15 protein-coding genes are annotated in these 17,030 nt (G+C 37.5%); 8 read left to right on the top strand and 7 right to left on the bottom strand.

Features of this window, described 5'->3' with window-relative positions:
- The first annotated feature begins 65 nt into the window (after window positions 1-65).
- The 4 genes from nrdD to BTN98_RS15980 all read left to right on the top strand — a co-directional run bounded on the left by nrdD (window position 66) and on the right by BTN98_RS15980 (window position 5,558).
- Window positions 66-2,201: an anaerobic ribonucleoside-triphosphate reductase gene (gene nrdD, locus BTN98_RS15995; RefSeq protein WP_060998400.1), complete on the top strand. Its 2,136-nt coding sequence runs from the start codon at window positions 66-68 to the stop codon at window positions 2,199-2,201.
- Between the two features lie 119 nt (window positions 2,202-2,320).
- Window positions 2,321-2,794, top strand: a complete 474-nt coding sequence (nrdG, locus tag BTN98_RS15990) for an anaerobic ribonucleoside-triphosphate reductase-activating protein (RefSeq protein ID WP_060998401.1) — start codon at window positions 2,321-2,323, stop codon at window positions 2,792-2,794.
- Window positions 2,795-3,157: 363 nt separating this feature from the next.
- Window positions 3,158-5,194, top strand: a complete 2,037-nt coding sequence (locus tag BTN98_RS15985) for an EAL domain-containing protein (protein WP_231730698.1) — start codon at window positions 3,158-3,160, stop codon at window positions 5,192-5,194.
- Window positions 5,195-5,294: 100 nt separating this feature from the next.
- The gene (locus BTN98_RS15980) at window positions 5,295-5,558 is read left to right on the top strand and encodes a DUF2960 family protein (protein WP_060998403.1); all 264 of its coding nucleotides are present in this window, start codon (window positions 5,295-5,297) and stop codon (window positions 5,556-5,558) included.
- A 62-nt stretch (window positions 5,559-5,620) separates the two neighbouring features.
- On the opposite strand, the gene BTN98_RS15975 is transcribed toward BTN98_RS15980, so the two are convergent.
- Both BTN98_RS15975 and rarD read right to left on the bottom strand, forming a co-directional pair.
- Entirely contained in the window at window positions 5,621-5,989 is a 369-nt protein-coding gene (locus BTN98_RS15975) for a nucleotide pyrophosphohydrolase (RefSeq protein WP_060998404.1), read from the bottom strand.
- A gap of 93 nt (window positions 5,990-6,082) precedes the next feature.
- Window positions 6,083-6,988 carry an EamA family transporter RarD gene (gene rarD / locus BTN98_RS15970; protein ID WP_060998405.1) on the bottom strand — a complete coding sequence of 302 codons (906 nt, stop codon included), beginning with the start codon at window positions 6,986-6,988 and terminating at the stop codon, window positions 6,083-6,085.
- A 336-nt stretch (window positions 6,989-7,324) separates the two neighbouring features.
- Between rarD and BTN98_RS15965 the strand changes: the two genes are divergently transcribed.
- Together BTN98_RS15965 and BTN98_RS15960 are read left to right on the top strand one after the other, a co-directional pair.
- Window positions 7,325-7,678, top strand: a complete 354-nt coding sequence (locus BTN98_RS15965) for a DUF2750 domain-containing protein (RefSeq protein ID WP_060998406.1) — start codon at window positions 7,325-7,327, stop codon at window positions 7,676-7,678.
- Window positions 7,679-8,152: 474 nt separating this feature from the next.
- Window positions 8,153-8,674, top strand: a complete 522-nt coding sequence (locus BTN98_RS15960) for an NlpC/P60 family protein (RefSeq protein WP_082732158.1) — start codon at window positions 8,153-8,155, stop codon at window positions 8,672-8,674.
- 33 nt (window positions 8,675-8,707) lie between these two features.
- Here BTN98_RS15960 and BTN98_RS15955 read toward each other — a convergent pair whose 3' ends face one another.
- The 3 genes from BTN98_RS15955 to BTN98_RS15945 all read right to left on the bottom strand — a co-directional run bounded on the left by BTN98_RS15955 (window position 8,708) and on the right by BTN98_RS15945 (window position 12,196).
- On the bottom strand, window positions 8,708-9,256 hold the full coding sequence (locus BTN98_RS15955) for a thioredoxin domain-containing protein (RefSeq protein WP_060998407.1): 549 nt from the start codon (window positions 9,254-9,256) through the stop codon (window positions 8,708-8,710).
- Window positions 9,256-11,358, bottom strand: coding sequence for a protein-disulfide reductase DsbD family protein (locus tag BTN98_RS15950; protein WP_060998408.1), 2,103 nt, complete (start codon window positions 11,356-11,358; stop codon window positions 9,256-9,258). Before BTN98_RS15950 ends, BTN98_RS15955 begins: the two co-directional genes overlap by 1 nt.
- Before the next feature lie 292 nt (window positions 11,359-11,650).
- Window positions 11,651-12,196 (bottom strand): hypothetical protein, encoded by a 546-nt coding sequence (locus tag BTN98_RS15945; RefSeq protein ID WP_060998409.1) that lies wholly within the window; start codon window positions 12,194-12,196, stop codon window positions 11,651-11,653.
- A 516-nt stretch (window positions 12,197-12,712) separates the two neighbouring features.
- On the opposite strand from BTN98_RS15945, the gene BTN98_RS15940 reads away from it, so the two are divergent.
- Together BTN98_RS15940 and rimK are read left to right on the top strand one after the other, a co-directional pair.
- Window positions 12,713-13,177, top strand: coding sequence for an ATP-dependent zinc protease family protein (locus tag BTN98_RS15940; protein WP_060998410.1), 465 nt, complete (start codon window positions 12,713-12,715; stop codon window positions 13,175-13,177).
- Window positions 13,178-13,182: 5 nt separating this feature from the next.
- Window positions 13,183-14,085, top strand: coding sequence for a 30S ribosomal protein S6--L-glutamate ligase (gene rimK / locus BTN98_RS15935; protein WP_060998411.1), 903 nt, complete (start codon window positions 13,183-13,185; stop codon window positions 14,083-14,085).
- 74 nt (window positions 14,086-14,159) lie between these two features.
- Here rimK and BTN98_RS15930 read toward each other — a convergent pair whose 3' ends face one another.
- Together BTN98_RS15930 and BTN98_RS15925 are read right to left on the bottom strand one after the other, a co-directional pair.
- Entirely contained in the window at window positions 14,160-15,689 is a 1,530-nt protein-coding gene (locus BTN98_RS15930) for a phospholipase D family protein (RefSeq protein ID WP_060998412.1), read from the bottom strand.
- 223 nt (window positions 15,690-15,912) lie between these two features.
- Window positions 15,913-16,935 carry a hypothetical protein gene (locus BTN98_RS15925; protein ID WP_060998413.1) on the bottom strand — a complete coding sequence of 341 codons (1,023 nt, stop codon included), beginning with the start codon at window positions 16,933-16,935 and terminating at the stop codon, window positions 15,913-15,915.
- Window positions 16,936-17,030: the final 95 nt, after the last annotated feature.

Raw genomic sequence — 17,030 nt, 5'->3', positions numbered from 1 at the left:
TAAATAGAACACTATATTTTGTGTTTAAGTGACAGTGTCATTTTCTGTGAAATTAGGAGCCTTGTGTGAATCCTGTAGTAATAAAGCGTGATGGTTGCCGTGTATCTTTTGATGTTTTACGCATTAAAGAGGCTGTTCTTGGAGCAGCTAATTCCATCAGCGATTCAGAGTGTCATACAATGGATGAGGCTTACGCTACATCGGTAGCTGAAGCAGTATTAGCGCAATTTTTTGGCGTTGATAACGTCGATATTCATGCTATTCAAGAGGCCGTTGAAACACAACTTATGGCTGGCCCACACAAGGCTGTTGCGCGTGCGTACATTGAATACCGTCATGATCGTGATATTTCACGTGAGAAGAAAAGCCGTCTAAATAATGAGATTCGAGGCTTAATTGAACAAAGTAATGCTTCGTTATTAAATGAAAATGCAAATAAAGACAGTAAAGTGATCCCAACTCAACGTGATCTGCTTGCTGGTATTGTCGCAAAGCATTATGCAACACAACATTTACTACCACGCGATATTGTAAAAGCACATGAAAACGGCGAAATTCACTATCATGATTTAGATTATTCACCGTTTTTTCCAATGTTTAACTGTATGCTTATTGATCTTAATGGCATGTTAACGCATGGTTTTAAGATGGGTAATGCAGAAATTGATACTCCTAAATCAATTTCTACAGCAACAGCAGTAACGGCTCAAATTATTGCTCAAGTTGCGAGTCATATTTATGGTGGCACCACCATCAACCGTATTGACGAAGTATTAGCACCTTATGTTAGCGTCAGTTATGCCAAGCATTTAGAAATTGCAACTGAGTGGAATATTGCTGATCCTGTTGCTTTTGCACAAGCTCGTACTCACAAAGAGTGTTACGATGCATTTCAATCACTAGAATATGAAGTAAATACGCTTCACACCGCGAATGGTCAAACACCTTTTGTAACTTTTGGCTTTGGTTTAGGCACATCGTGGGAATCGCGTTTAATTCAACAATCTATTCTTAAAAATCGTATTGCAGGTTTAGGTAAAAACCATAAAACAGCGGTATTCCCTAAGCTGGTTTTTGCTATTAAAGATGGTCTTAACCATAAACCTGATGATGCAAACTATGATATTAAACAATTGGCGTTAGAGTGTGCATCTAAGCGTATGTACCCTGATATTTTAAACTATGACAAATTAGTTGAAGTAACAGGTTCATTTAAAACCCCAATGGGCTGTCGTAGTTTCCTTGGCCCTTACGAAGAAAATGGTGAATTGATCCATGAAGGTCGTAATAACTTAGGTGTTGTCAGCATTAACTTGCCACGCATTGCCTTAGAAGCAAAAGGCGATGAAGCACGTTTCTTTGAAATTTTAGATGAACGTTTAGCACTATCTCGTCGTGCGCTTGATACTCGCATTACGCGTTTAGAGGGAGTGAAAGCCCGTGTTGCTCCTATCCTTTATATGGAAGGTGCTTGTGGCGTTCGTTTGAATGAAGATGATGATGTATCAGAAATTTTCAAAAATGGTCGTGCCTCTATTTCGTTAGGTTACATTGGTATTCATGAGACTGTAAATGCACTTTATGGTAATGATACCCATGTTTACGATAGCGAGACATTACGTCAAAAAGCAGTGGCGATTGTTCAACGTTTACGTGATGCAACTGATGCATGGAAAGCTGAGTCAGGCTATGGCTTTAGTTTATATAGCACCCCAAGTGAAAACTTATGTAGCCGTTTTTGTGCAATTGACACTAAAGAATTTGGTATGGTTGATGGTGTTACTGATCGTGGTTACTACACCAATAGTTTCCATTTAGATGTTGAGAAAAAAGTGAATCCGTACGACAAGATTGACTTTGAAATGGCATATCCAAATATCGCAAATGGTGGCTTTATTTGTTATGGCGAATACCCAAATATTCAGCATAACCTTGAAGCATTAGAAAACGTCTGGGATTACAGTTACAGCCGCGTACCTTATTACGGAACCAATACTCCGATTGATGAATGTTATGAGTGTGGTTTTACCGGTGAGTTTGACTGTACTAGTAAAGGCTTTACTTGCCCTAAATGTGGTAATCATGAGCCATCGAAAGTATCTGTAACCCGTCGTGTATGTGGTTACTTAGGTAGTCCTGATGCACGTCCGTTTAACTTTGGCAAACAAGAAGAAGTAAAACGTCGCGTTAAGCATATGTAACGGTTACTGATTAGCTGATTGAGTTAAATATAAAAGAAGTGCTTTAGGGCACTTCTTTTGTTTGTAAATGTTGGGTTGGTTAAATTGCCCTATTACATTATTAATTAATTGAGATAACAATGAATTACCATAATTATTATCCTGTCGATATTGTTAATGGCCCAGGTACGCGAGTCACACTATTTGTATCGGGTTGTGTTCATCAATGTAAAGGTTGTTATAACCAAAGCACATGGCGTTTAGATGCCGGACATCCGTTCACTCAGCAAATGGAAGATCAAGTGATTAATGATCTTAACGATACCCGTATTAAACGTCGTGGTTTATCACTTTCTGGTGGTGATCCATTACATCTTCAAAATGTGGCTGCTGTTTTGAAATTAGTGCAGCGTGTACGTCGTGAATGTGTAGGTAAAGATATTTGGTTATGGACCGGGTATTTATTGTCAGAGCTGACTGAAGAGCAGCAACAAATTGTTAATCTTATTGATGTGATGATTGATGGGAAATATGAACAAGCGCAACGAAATCCTTCTTTGGTATGGAAAGGCAGTGAAAATCAGGTTATTCATTATTTTAATAGCGATAATTAAAAATTGATTGGTAAGTCATCAATAACAGGATGATACCTGAGTTGCTTGTTATTGAATTGTTTCTTGGTTGTGTGTTTACGGGTGACTTTTAAACTTATCCACTGTTTCTGTGTATAACTTTGGGAAAAATCGGTAAATGTTGGCGAACGGTATTAGGTCGTTGGTTTTTTTATATAAATTAAAACAGTATATTGAACAATTTCGACGTGTTTTTCTACCTGTGACCGATTTTTAGGTCAAATTACTTGGCGTAATATTTAAAAGTGTTAATATTTAGTATCAATCAATGCTATTAGTTATGGTAATGCTTTAGTATAAGTATTCAGTATAGAAGCCGAAGATATTATGCCAATGTATAAAGCAATGTCTCATTTATCTGCAAATAAATATCTTGTCGCAGTTTCCAATGTTTTTTTAATGGCATTGCCATTAGTTTTGATTTCAACATTCTGCGAGCTGATTGCACTTATTTGTGAACATTTTAAATTTAATGACTTTGGAAAAATAACTCAAGAGGTTGGTCGAGCAACAAGAGTTATTATTCCTTTACTGATTAATTTTTATTTAGCGACTTATTTATCTGCCGTTAAGCGGATTCCAAAGAGTGCGACGATAGCAACCTCATTAACGGTATTTTTTATCATTTCTTATCAATGGAATTTTATATCACCATTAATTCCGTTGCCGAATAGTTTTTTTGTTTCACTGCTGTCAGCTTATGTTTCTTGTGAAGTTATTGCTAAACTAAAACATATCAGAATATTTAGACTGAAATCTAATCAGTCATTTATTGATATATCGATGAGTATGTTAGCTGGCTCTATCGTTACTATCTTTACTATATTATCGATAAGTTCTTTGTTGCGTAAAGTGTTTGAACTTTTATCGTCATTCTTCTCTTGGTCATTGATTCCTCGATTAGATCCTACGTCATTTTTCGATGGACTTATTTATGAAGTGTTACGAGGTTTATTATGGTCAATAGGTGTTAATGGCCACAATATTTTGCATGCTTATAAGGCTGAATTGTTTAATATTACCAGTATAAATATTACTGAATGGCATAATTATGGCGTTGATTTAAATATACTAAGTACTAATTTCTATGATTTTTTTACCGGTATTGGCGGCAGTGGTAATATGTTAAGTTTAGTTATTTGCATGTTATTATTTGCCAAAAGTAAAGGTTATAAAATATTGGCTAAATCAGCACTTATACTGTGTGTTTTCAATGTTAATGAGCCAATCTTATACGGTATTCCTATTATTTTTAACCCGATTATGATTATTCCATTTTTAGTCGCCCCTGTTGTAAGCTTTGTTATTTCTTATGGTGCTATTTATTTTGGGGTTGTTCCACCATTAAGTGAAATCCATAGTTGGTTCATGCCGCCTTTGATTAGTGGTTATATGGCAACAGGGGGAGCAATTTCTGGAGCGTTGCTACAATTATTATTAATATGTATTGGTATTGCGATATATTTACCATTTTTTAAGCTCATGGATAAGCGTAGTTTAGGTATTGGTGTTTCTGATATACTATCTAATCGGTTATTTACTAGTGATGAAATTGAATCAAAAACACGTTTAACCAGTTTTATTCCATCACTACATAATAATCTTATTGCACAGCGGAATATTGAAAAACTTCAAAATAGCGGTGAATTTATTTTATATTTTCAGCCACAAGTAAATATTGATAATAATCGTGTTGTTGGTTGTGAAGTTTTACTGCGTTTTCAAAATAAGCAAAGTGAAATCTTACCACCGAAATTTATTGAAGATTTTAATCAATTAGGTCTGATGCCGGAACTTGATTTTTGGGTTTTAGATAAAGTCGTAAAATCAGCTGAACGTTTTATTGTGGTTAATCCTGATTTTGTGGTGTCGATTAATATTTCACCAATGACTGTTTTATCAAAAAACTTCGTTAAGATAGTTAAAAAACGTATTATTGAAAGTACATTATCTTTTCATCATATAGAACTTGAGTTTACCGAAGAATTATTGATTCTTGATGAAAAAAAGGTTGCTGAGGTTATCACGGAATTACAATGTTTGGGTATTTCTGTCGCCTTAGATGATTTTGGTACTGGCTACTCATCACTAGCATATTTATCTCGTTTTGAGTTTGATAAGGTGAAGATTGATCGCTCTTTAGTATTGAACCTTGATACACAGCGCGGAAGAGAATTATTTAAAATAGCAGTTCAATTGGGCAAAATTACCAACGCCGATATTGTGGTAGAGGGGGTAGAAAAGCGGTCTGAGTTAGATTTTATTACTTCACTTGGTGTGCGCTATATTCAAGGTTTTTATTTTTATAAGCCAATGGCTGAAGATACCTTGTTTCAACGTGGCTTATTAACACCGCAGCAGTGTGAAGTGGTTGATAATTAACACCCACGCAAGTAAATCGTTATTTGAAATACGGTTCTACTTCCATATTGGACGCTTATACGGTAAATTCGCTCTCCTTTTATGCTCTATTGGGGACGTTATGTCACGCACTATTGTTTATACCTATAAAGAAGAAGAGAAGCGTTTAATTTTCTCTTTTGATATACACCGTAACATTCATGAAGCGGTAGCTGCTGCTGAAGGTATCGACTTAACGGCCTTTTTAAAAATGGAACAACAAGTCGAAGCAGTATCTACGTGCAGTAAAGCTGGACGTGAATATCGTGATAGCTATTTCCGCAAGTTAGGCTTTGGTAAGATTGCACTTGCAAAGAAAGAAAACCGCGGCGTCGGTGAGAAATAAATTATTAAAAAAAGCTGACCATGCGTCAGCTTTTTTAATGGTCGTATTTCAGATGTATGTCGTTAGTCTAATTCATTATATTTTTTAGCAGAGCCGTAGCATTTATCAATCGGATATTTGGCAGCGTTTTGGTGCATCTTTTGTTGGCATGCTTGCATTACGTCAATATCACATTTATCCGCTAAACGTAGTAAATACATCATCACATCAGCAATTTCTTCACTTACATGTTGTTTTTTCTCTGCTGATAATTGTTGGCTTTGTGCTGGCGTTAACCATTGGAAAATTTCGGTTAATTCTCCTACCTCACCGCTAAGTGCCATCACTAAATTTTTGGGTGAGTGAAATTGTTCCCAATCTCGTTGCTGGGCAAATTCAGTGAGAGCTGATTGTAATTGTTTGATGTCTGAACTAAAGGTGGAGGCGGTCATTATAATTATCGATATTGTGGAGTTTGTAATAGCATAAACGTAAACATCGTTAGAAACACGATGTTTACGCTAGGGGCCAAAACTGATGGATGTTTAGTGAGTGGCAATAGAGGTTTTTTTACGGCGAGAAAATGGTGGTAATGCTTCTAGTGTGCAAAAGATCAATCCTAGCCAAATCAAGCTAAAACTGATGGCTTTGGTATGATCAAAGACCTCGCCAAATAAGAAAACGGCTAATAAAAACTGTAGACTTGGCTCAATATATTGCATTAAGCCAACCATCGTCAGGCTGGTACGATTTAATGCTAAGGCAAAAAAGATTAATGGTGCTACGGTAACTGGAGCAGCTCCAGCATATAATAAAAAAGTACTTGTGCCAGAAGATAGTGCAATGCTATCACCATTAAAATATAGCCAGATCATATAGATAAGTGCAAATGGTGTTAGTAGAGCAGCTTCAATCATGACCGAGGTTAGTGCATCATATTTTATGTATTTTTTGGTTAAGCCATAGACTGCAAAAAAGCTACCCATAATTAAAGATAGCCAAGGTAATTGACCATACTGCCAAACTTGATAACCAATGCCAAGAATGGCCAAAATAACAGCCAGCACTTGTGCTTTAGAGAGTTTCTCTTTTAAAAAAAACATCGCCAGAGCAATGGCAAACAAAGGATTAATAAAATAGCCTAAACTGGCAGCTAATACTTGATCATGGGTAATGGACCATGTGAAAGCATACCAAGACACACTCATTATCACACCGGCAAAACCGCACATAGCTAATGATTTTTTATCAGCTAGAATATCTTTAATTGCAGGAATAGGTTGGCGAAGTAACACCATTACAATTAACATGACAGGTACAGAAAATATCAGCCGTAATGCAAGTAACTCATTAGTATTTGCTTGAGGTAAATATTGGTAATAAAGCGGCAATATTCCCCATAGAACGAATGAGAATGCAGCAAGCATGTTACCTGCTCGATGTGATTGCATGTTGTTAACACCTAATGGTAAAAAATGATTATCGGTCTCAATATCATTGCAATATTGAGAAGCAGTTTTGATGAATGATCAAAAGTGGCGCTCAGAGCCTTAGATACCATCCTGGTGTGAAGTGATAACATTCACGGCTATTTTGTCATTGTATTTTTATAAGTCAATATGCGCTGTGAAGAAAAATAATAGCGAAACATTTGGGAGTATACATTCAGCTATTACTAAATAATAATGCTGCTCAGGTGTTTTTTTTGATAAAATATCTAAGTAGAGTAAAGGTTAATATATTTAACCAATAAATTCATGTTATGGCATTTTAATTGAGAGAAGATAATGACTAAATTAACTGCAGATATCCAAGCCAATAAAGCTTTATTCGTAACAGAAACACAAGCAACACGTATTGTTTGGAGTCTTCGTAACGAAGAGGGTGATTGGTTGTCTGTTGCCTCTTCTGAATTTGAAGACTCTGAAGTAATGCCATTTTGGTCAAGTGAAGCTGACGCTAAAGTACAGTGTGCTGATGAGTGGGCAGAGTTTCAACCAAGTGAACTACCATTAGATATTTTCCTTGAAGATTGGATGCTTACTCTAGTTGAAGACGGTGTTTTAGTTGGTCTGAACTGGAATGAATCACTTGAAGGTGTAGAATTAGAGCCTTCAGAAGTGGCTAAACTTTACCTATAATAGTTTTATTTAATATAAAACTGACTCTGTGAATAATTATCAATGTTTATGTTGTGATTATCACAAGGTTTATATTAAAGATAATTACACTGCGGTGTGAATTAGCTCTAAGATTAATAATAGATGTGTCAAAAATTTATTATTTAGCGCGGAAAGATTCACGTCGTGAATGGATGACATTTTATCATGTTTGTCTCTTCTATTGTGTTAATTTAGCTTACGCTTGAGCGTAAGCTTTTTTTTTGCCAATTTTTCGTTGAAATGTATCCATCTGTTTATATAGAAGTATTTGCTATTCTTTAATGGTACGATTATTTATGTATTATTAAATGCACATGATAAGAAGAACGACAACAATTGAATCAACACCACAGTTATTGTATGTAACCTAGGTTAGTATATTGTGAGGATTGATAATATGTAGTTGATTGTATCAAGTATATTTATTTTTATCGAAGGATTGCAGGATAAATAGTGAAGAACGGATTTTTTATAAAAAAAACAATATTGCAGGTATTTGTTCTATTATCAGTAGTTGGGTGCTCATCATCTTCCGTAAATGATACGGTAGATAAAAAGCCGTTAACGTCGACTCCCAAACAGACAGTAGCACAGTTATTACCCGTTAATAATGGTATGTTTGATGGCGTTTATCGTTCTTGGAAAGGTACCCCATACCGTTACGGTGGCTCATCAAAGAAAGGGATTGATTGTTCGGCTTTTGTGCAGGTCGGATACTCAAGTGTTTATCAAAAAATACTCCCTAGAACGACATTAGAGTTGGTTAAAAAAGGTAAGCAAGTTAAACGTCATACCGCTAAGGAAGGGGATTTAGTCTTTTTTCGAACTGGGCGTAACTCACGCCACGTAGGGATTTATTTAGGCAATTCAGAGTTTCTACATGCATCTCAATCAAAAGGGGTTATTATTTCACGATTAGATAATCCTTATTGGAAGCGGCATTTTTGGCAAATACGTCGATTAGATAAATATTAAAAAGAAACCCAGCTATATAGCTGGGTTTCTTTATTACTTCATATCAACCCATGCTAAACGGGCTAATAATCCAGGCGGGGTAACTAACCCAGCTGTCGTATTTTGAATTTTACCATCTTTGATAATTAAAATAGTCGGCGCTCGCGATAGTTTCCACTCTTGAGTTATCAGGTTGCTATTATCATTGACGACAGGGAAATCATAGCCTTTCATATTTAAATAGGCATGTAAGCGACGATCATCCCCTGATCGCATTGCGATGGTCACTATTTTAGTATTTAGCCATGATTGGTTATTGAGCCAATTAATCATTGGTGACACAACCTTACAACTGCCGCACCATGTTGCCCATACATACACCAGCACGGTTTGATCATAACTGTCTTTAAAGATATTGACTGTTTGGCCATCAATAGTAGTAAAGGCAGGTTGAGTGGCTGATATTTGCATTTGATTTAAATGACGGTTACGCCATGCTTCTAATGCTGTAGTGGCAACCGTAAACATGATCATAAAAATAACAATGCTTTTGATCCATCCTCGCCACTTATGGCGAGGTGTTTTATTAGTGTTTATTGACATTATTTTCCTGCTTTTTTGAGTGCATTAAGTACGCTATCGCTAGATAAAATCACTGGTAACTCAATACCTTTTGGTGCATTAGGGCCGTAAACTATATTAAATGGTACTCCAAAACGGCCATGAGACTGTAAAAAGCCAGTTACATAATCAGACGGTTTTGTCCAATCACCACGCATTAAGACAATGTTTTTATTATCCAAAGCGGAATAAACAGGTTGCTGTAAAATAACGCCCATTTTGTTGGCTTTACAAGTAATACACCATTGGGCGGTGACATCGACAAACACCGTTTTACCTTGTGCAACTTCTGTCGCTATTTTCGCTGTATCTAACGGAATCCAATGATGATCAGCAGGTAGATGAGTTGCCCATTTATCGGCGGTGAGGCTGCCTGTAAATAAACTTGCACCAGCACCGAGCAGCATTACCGCTAAGGTAATAATGACAGTTTTACGACCTTTTTTACGGCCTAATAACCATAAAATAGTGATTAAGATAAGTGCACCTAATCCCCATACGATGGTTGCATTAAAGAAACTGGTCATTAAGCTTAGTAACCATACTGAGGTAGCAAGCATCATTAAGCCAAACAGTGTCTTAACACGATCCATCCATTGTCCTGGTTTCGGCATTAATGTCGCGAGCTGTGGGAAAATAGCAATCAATAACCAAGGTGCAGCCATGCCAATCGCAAGCGCCGTGAAAATAGCAAATAAGGTCACTAAATCTGCACCAAGTGCAAACGCAACAGCAGTGCCTAAGAACGGTGCGCTACAAGGTGTTGCGAGTAAAGTTGCAAACATACCTTGAATGAAATGGCCTAAGTGAGAGTTATCTCCTTTAGTTGCTAACCAAGTATTGGTATTGCTTGAAAGACTAATCTCAAATAAGCCTAGCATATTGGCACCAAATAGCACCGTAATTGCCACCATTGCACCGATAAACCATGGGCTTTGGAATTGAATACCCCAACCAAGTGCTTGGCCTGAGACTTTCATGGCTGTAAGAAAGGCTGCTAATAGCCAAAATGAAACAATGATCCCTGCGGCAGAGGCTAAAAATTGAGTACGAATCTGACGACGTTCTAGCCCTTGAGCTGAGATAACACTGCTTAATTTCATCCCTAATACTGGTAATACACACGGCATAATATTAAGAATTAAGCCACCTAATAAGGCTAATCCAATAATTTTTACGAGGTTGCCACTTGTACTTGGAATGTTAACTGGCGTATCAGTCGCCTTTGCTGTCATCTCTACGGCAGTATCATGATCACCTATGGTGACATGCAGCGGTTGTCCTATCAATTTGGGAGTTCCAAACCAACTTGTAACAGGCAGTGTTGCGTAAAGTGTATTGCCTTTTATGGTTGTGGTTGATTTTAGAAATGAGGTGTCTTTAGCTGCTTGAGTATCACCATCAATGATCACATCGGGTTGTTGCCATCCCATGGTGTTGGTTGCAACAATAGTTACTTTCTTTTCAGCTTTATTATAAGAGACGGTGTCTAGCGTTACATTTGGAGACGGTTTTGGTACCTGACTTTCACCTTTGTTATACAAAAACATCGCTTCTGTCGATGGTATTAGCTTACTTGGAGTAAAATCGAATGAAAGCTCGTAATCGGAGAGTACACAAATGCTGGTACATGATGACATGGTTAATTTACCAGCAAGGAATACTGGCTTATTCATATCTTTAACATGAATCGAAAGAGGGAAGATAACATCGTGCTTGTAACCTAATGTTTCAACGCCTAAAAATTCATAGCGTTTAGGTAACGGCCACTGCCAATCTACTTTAGCAATGTTAGATGACATCTTCCAATCAATTGAAGGTGCAACACCGGCTTCACCCGGTGAACGCCAATAGGTTTTCCAGTCAGTATCAAGTTTTACTTCAAGCAGGCCCTGAACAGTCTGTTTTGCCAAATCTTGTTGGCCAGTAAGCATTAGCCTAACTTCAACAGGCGGATGCTGAGGGTTTTTAACCCATCCCGTCGTATATTGAGGTGTTGCTGCGGCAATGGATGAAAAGGTAAGTCCAAACCCGGCGATGAGTAAGGTAAAGGTTAAATAGAGATACTGGTATAACGTTTTCAATCTAGAGCTCCATGTAAACAACGTGTAAAGTGACAGTGTTTAACGTTGTTCAATATATGATTCTTTATGGTTGGCTAAGGCACTATCGTTAATAGTACTTTTTAGAACTGTACGATTTATGAGTAAAGCGAGCAGTATTTATAACATGACTAATAAGACCGTTATTGAAGAGATCTTATTGCATTAAAAATAATGATAGCTGTATTGTCGGTAATTTATGGCGTTAGAACAAGTCAGACGCGACGTAAAAGATAACGGTTATGTCATTTTAAAGTTATAAGATATAACTTGGTTATACTTTTCTGAACCACCGCTTGATGCGTGTACTAAAGTTGGGGCTATTATGGTTTTTTCCTAAGTAGTATGATTGCATAAATTGGCATCTTAGTGACTCAACATCAGTGCTAAACTGAGACGGTAACTGCTCATGTTTGCCATTAATAATACGGCTTTGGGCTTCAGCTTGTTCATTGCTATAACTGTAATCAATGTTACAGGCGCCTTGAACCATTAACCATAAATGCGTTAGAGCGACGAGATAGTGTTGATCTTGATTGGTGAAACTATTGGCATGATCACCGAGTGTGCTGTCAAAAACAGCCTGCATTTTTGTTGCGGCAACACGTTGATGCAACCATTGTTGATGTGCTTGCTGGTGGTGTAAGGTCATAAAACCAAGTAATAAATCTAATAATGTACTATCTGGCCGTTGTAATCGAACACGCTCAAAATGAGCTGATGACGTTGAAATAAATTGCTCTAATTGCTGCTGGGTTGATGTATCAACAGATAAATTGGCCATGCCAAGTAATAGTAATTGTTGTTTTAGTTGTGACATGTCTATTGCGTCTTATTTGTTAATAGTGAAAGTGCAGTACGGGCGAATGATGTAATGAAACAGATTTAAATTAATTTTGTAATTGATTGTTTTTTTAAAATATAAACCATGGAAATTGTCTCTTGTATACGTACCTTATTTTAAGTACTGCTTATTTTAGACTAATGTTTATGTTGTTGTGATCCTGTTAGGAATAAAAACGGGTAAAATCAGGTTTATCACGTAAAAACTTATTGCTTAATGACATGAATAAAAAATCTTATATGGCTAATTTGTGGTAATATATAGCAAGATGACACTAAAAAATAGTCATCTAATGATGGTTTTATCACCGTTATTTGCACTGATTCAGGTCAATTCAGTGCTCAGTTTTGTTAATGACTTCCTTACTTATAGACAACCGTTTAAATCGAGTACAGTCAGCTATGTATAATCTGTAATGATTGATGACAGTTATATATGCTTTATTTCTGTAAGCTGTTTAGGTTAGCTATTAAGGGTGTTTGGGTTATTGTAATGATAAATAAAGAAACAATTGTGAATAAAAATAATAAATTTATTGTTGGTTGGCGCGAAGTTGCCGCTTTGCCTGATCTTGGTGTTGATGATATTCATGTAAAGATTGACACAGGTGCTCGTAGTTCTTGTCTTCACACATTTAAAATTGAAGAATTTACCCAAAATGATGAATTATGGGTAAAATTTTGGCTGCACCCTATCCATAATAATACCGATATTGAACAGGTTTGTATGGCTAAAGTTGCCGACAAACGTGTTGTTAGAAACTCAGGTGGCGATGAACAGTTGCGCTACTTTATTGTTTCAACTATTGATTTTAATGGTCAACAATGGCCAATAGAAATATCGCTAACTAGCCGTGATAACATGGCATTTCGTATGTTGCTTGGACGAACCGCTATGCATGGTCGTATCATTGTAGATCCAGAAGCCTCTTACCTAATTCAAACCAAGGAAAAATAATAGTAATGAAAATCGGTATCTTATCTCGTAATCAGTCATTGTATTCAACGTCTCGCCTTATTGAAGCGGCAGAGCAACGTGGCCATGAAATCAAGGTGATTGATGCACTTCGTTGCTATATGAACATTAACTCGCAAAAGCCATCAATTCACTTTAAAGGTGAAGATTTAGTGGATTTTGATGCAGTTATTCCTCGTATTGGCGCATCAGTAACATTTTACGGTACAGCGGTATTACGTCAGTTTGAAATGATGGGCGTTTATACTGTGAATGAATCGGTTGCGATCAGTCGTTCTCGCGATAAATTACGTTCAATGCAGTTATTGTCACGCAAATGTATTGGTATGCCTGTAACGGGTTTTGCAAGTAAGCCTGATGATGTTAAAGATCTCCTTGATATGGTAGGCGGTGCACCTGTTGTTATTAAATTGCTAGAGGGCACACAAGGTATTGGTGTTGTTCTTGCTGAAACGCGTAAAGCGGCTGAAAGTGTTATCGAAGCATTTATGGGCTTAAAAGCTAATATCATGGTGCAGGAATACATTAAAGAAGCTGGTGGTGCAGATATTCGTTGTTTCGTTATTGGTGATAAAGTGATCGCAGCAATGAAACGTCAAGGTGCAGAAGGTGAATTCCGTTCTAATCTTCACCGTGGCGGTAGTGCTGCTTTGGTTAAGATCACGCCAGAAGAGCGTAAAACAGCTGTAGCTGCAGCGAAAATCATGGGTCTTGGTGTCGCGGGTGTTGACTTACTGCGTTCTGATCGTGGTCCACTAGTGATGGAAGTTAACTCATCACCTGGTTTAGAAGGTATTGAGAAGGCAACCGGTAAAGATATTGCTGGTATGATCATCGAATATATCGAGAAGAATGCATCGAAAAAACCAACTACACGCGGACGTGGTTAATATATTAACTATTTGATTAGGTAAATAAAAAGGCGTCCGTTGAACGCCTTTTTTATTTGCTATTATATATTTAATTAAAGCTGATTTTCGATAGGTAGTACGCCGGCTGCCCAAGCACCCATCTTCAACCACATGCTACTGTCTGGTTCAGAGGTATATTGTTTACCTGTTACATCGTCATTCCATACAATGTCACCGTTCTCATCAAGAGATAGGCGGTAAGCTTCTTTCAGCATTGAGTCACTGATCTGGTTATATACTTGGCCAGAAAATTCTGGTGAATCAACAATCACACCTAGCTCCGTATTTAAATATGCTGAGCGAGGATCAAAGTTGAATGAACCAACAAAAATTTTAGATTTATCAAGAATAAACGTTTTTGCATGTAGGCTAGTACGTGAGTGACTTAGCCATTTGTGTTTTGTTTTCTGCTCTGGTTCAACTTTCACTTCGTACAGCTTAACCCCACCTTCTAGCATGATTTTACGGTACTTTGCATACCAGCCATGCACTGCAAATACATCATTAGATGCTAGTGAGTTAGTGACGATAGTAATGTTTTTACCGTTCTTAGCTGCTTGTGCTAACTCTTTTGCGCCTTCTTCGGTTGGTACGAAGTAAGGAGAGACAAGGAAGAAGTTGTGATCTGCTTTTGCAATCATTTCAGAGAGCTTATGCAGTAATAGATTGTCTTTGCTGTTAGCCACTTTGTATGGTGTATCGTATAGCAGTTCAGCGTCTGTCCAGAATAATGGCAGAGTTTGATTAATTAATTGTTTGACCATCGGATGGTTTTTCAATGAGCGCGCGTAATCCGTTGTCATGTATTTAAGCTGCGCTTGTTTCCATTGTGCAAGTTGCTCTGGTGTTGGCTCATGTGCAGAGCTTACAAGCGCTTCAATCGGGGTTGCTGGTTTGCTGTTCCAGTATTCATCAAACTGACGTGAAACCTGAGGAATTATTTCCCCCATCATTAATAAGTCAAAATCGCCAAATTCAACGCTATTATTAGCTGAAAAATATTCATCACCAATATTACGTCCACCGGTAATTGCAAATACACCATCAGCAATGATGGATTTATTATGCATGCGACGGTTAAGCCGATCAAAGTCAGTCAAAAAGCTAAGAGGTTTAAAACTGCGATTACCAAAAGGGTTAAATAAGCGTACTTCGACGTTAGGGTGCGCAGAAAGGCTCGCTAAGGCTTGGTCATCACGATTTTGCATATCGTCAAGTAATAGACGTACTCGCACACCACGCTCTGCCGCTTGATATAAATACCATGTTAGTAGGTTACTGGTTGCGTCATCACGGTAGATATAATATTGCACATCGATAGTTTTTTGTGCGCCTTCAATAACGGCTAAACGAGCAAGAAGTGCTGCTTGACCGTCACCAAGTGGGTAAAAGCCTGTTTTATTGGGATTTGCTTGAGTATAAGGTCGCGTATGCTGATAAAAGGAAGTAGTGAAGTTATCAATATTACTGTAAGTCGATGTTTTTGAAGTCGATAGTGGTTGTGCACATCCAACTAATGTTAGTGCGCTAGTCGCAATCAGTGAGTGCGTAAATAATTGTTTGAAACGATTAAAAGTAATCATTATAAAAAATTAGGTCTGAAAAAAAGTGCCGCGATTTTACCTGTAATTATATATTTGTGCTTTAGATAAATAATGATATAGGTATTTTTGATTACTATGTATGTTTATTTGGAATAATTAATGTTTTTCATGTCATTGTTGACACTTTTTCAGTGTGAAAAAGCCCAAAATAACATCAATATTTTGGGCTTTTACATATTAAGCAACACATTGAATCGAATAATTAACTGGTTACAGTATCAGTACCATGCCATTGATAATGGTTATTAGGTTTCTTACTTACGATGCCTTGGGTTAATAACTCATGAAAAATCGTATCGACTTCATCTGTAGTCAGTTTCAGTAATTGACTTACTGCCCGTTTACTGCAATTAACTTGGTTTTTAGAGAGCGCTTCAACAGCTTGTTCATAGGCTGTTTTCGGCTGTTCTGGTTCGGCTTCTTCGACAATAATTTCATCTTCATCATTAACATCGGTAATTGATGAGATACCAACAGCAGAGGGGTCAAAATGCGTTAATAGCTGAGGTTGATCTTGCATATTGTAGCCATTAACTGACAGTAATTGCTGGCGCTTAAATTGGTAGCGGAAACGGTTTTCCTCGCCAATCAAACCAACAAAAAAAGCAGCGAAGAAATCAAGCAACACGGATAAGAAAATAACCAAACCCAGTTGTGCGGCTTGATTGCTGACATTGAATGTTGTCGCTAAACTATCAATTAATCCAAGCACTGAACCCTGACCCACAACAGGCGTTGTGTCACGCTCAATAGCAATTTGTTGCTGTTGTTTGCGTAGCTGTTCGTTTTCTTTTTGAATGCGAGTTACACCTGAAGCGATGCGCTCCATTTGGATATATTTCTCAGCTGCAACATTATTGAGATCAATTTGCTTTTCAATGGCTTGAATTTGCATATTAAAGGCATTGATCTTACTTTGTTGAACATTGGCTTCACTGTGTGCCTTATTGGTCGCACTATTGATGCCACCAACAGAGCCACCAATAGAAATCGCAGCTAATACGGCATAAAACGTAAAAGCGGTGAAGGTGCCGGTGTAATTTCGGCGTGCTTTGCGTTCTCCAACTTCATACCACGCAAAGAATTTACCCAATTCAAAAATGACAGCTAAGCCGCCAAAGAGGAACTTCATCAGTGGGTCATCATCAATAGATAAAAACAGCAACAGTGAGAACACGATTGATGCAAGAATAGCGGCACCAGTGAAGCTATAAACACTCCACATGGCGAAAATCCCTTTAGGGGAGCGAACTGGTATATTTTGGTTGAAATGCATAAAAATGTCTAAGTGAAGGAGCATTTGTTCAGCTGGTCGCATTA

The sequence above is a fragment of the Photobacterium aquimaris genome (genome assembly GCF_002954455.1).
Classification (GTDB): Bacteria; Pseudomonadota; Gammaproteobacteria; order Enterobacterales; family Vibrionaceae; genus Photobacterium; species Photobacterium aquimaris.
The sequence above is the reverse complement of the archived record's forward strand: the minus strand, read 5'-3'. Positions and strand labels throughout refer to the sequence as shown.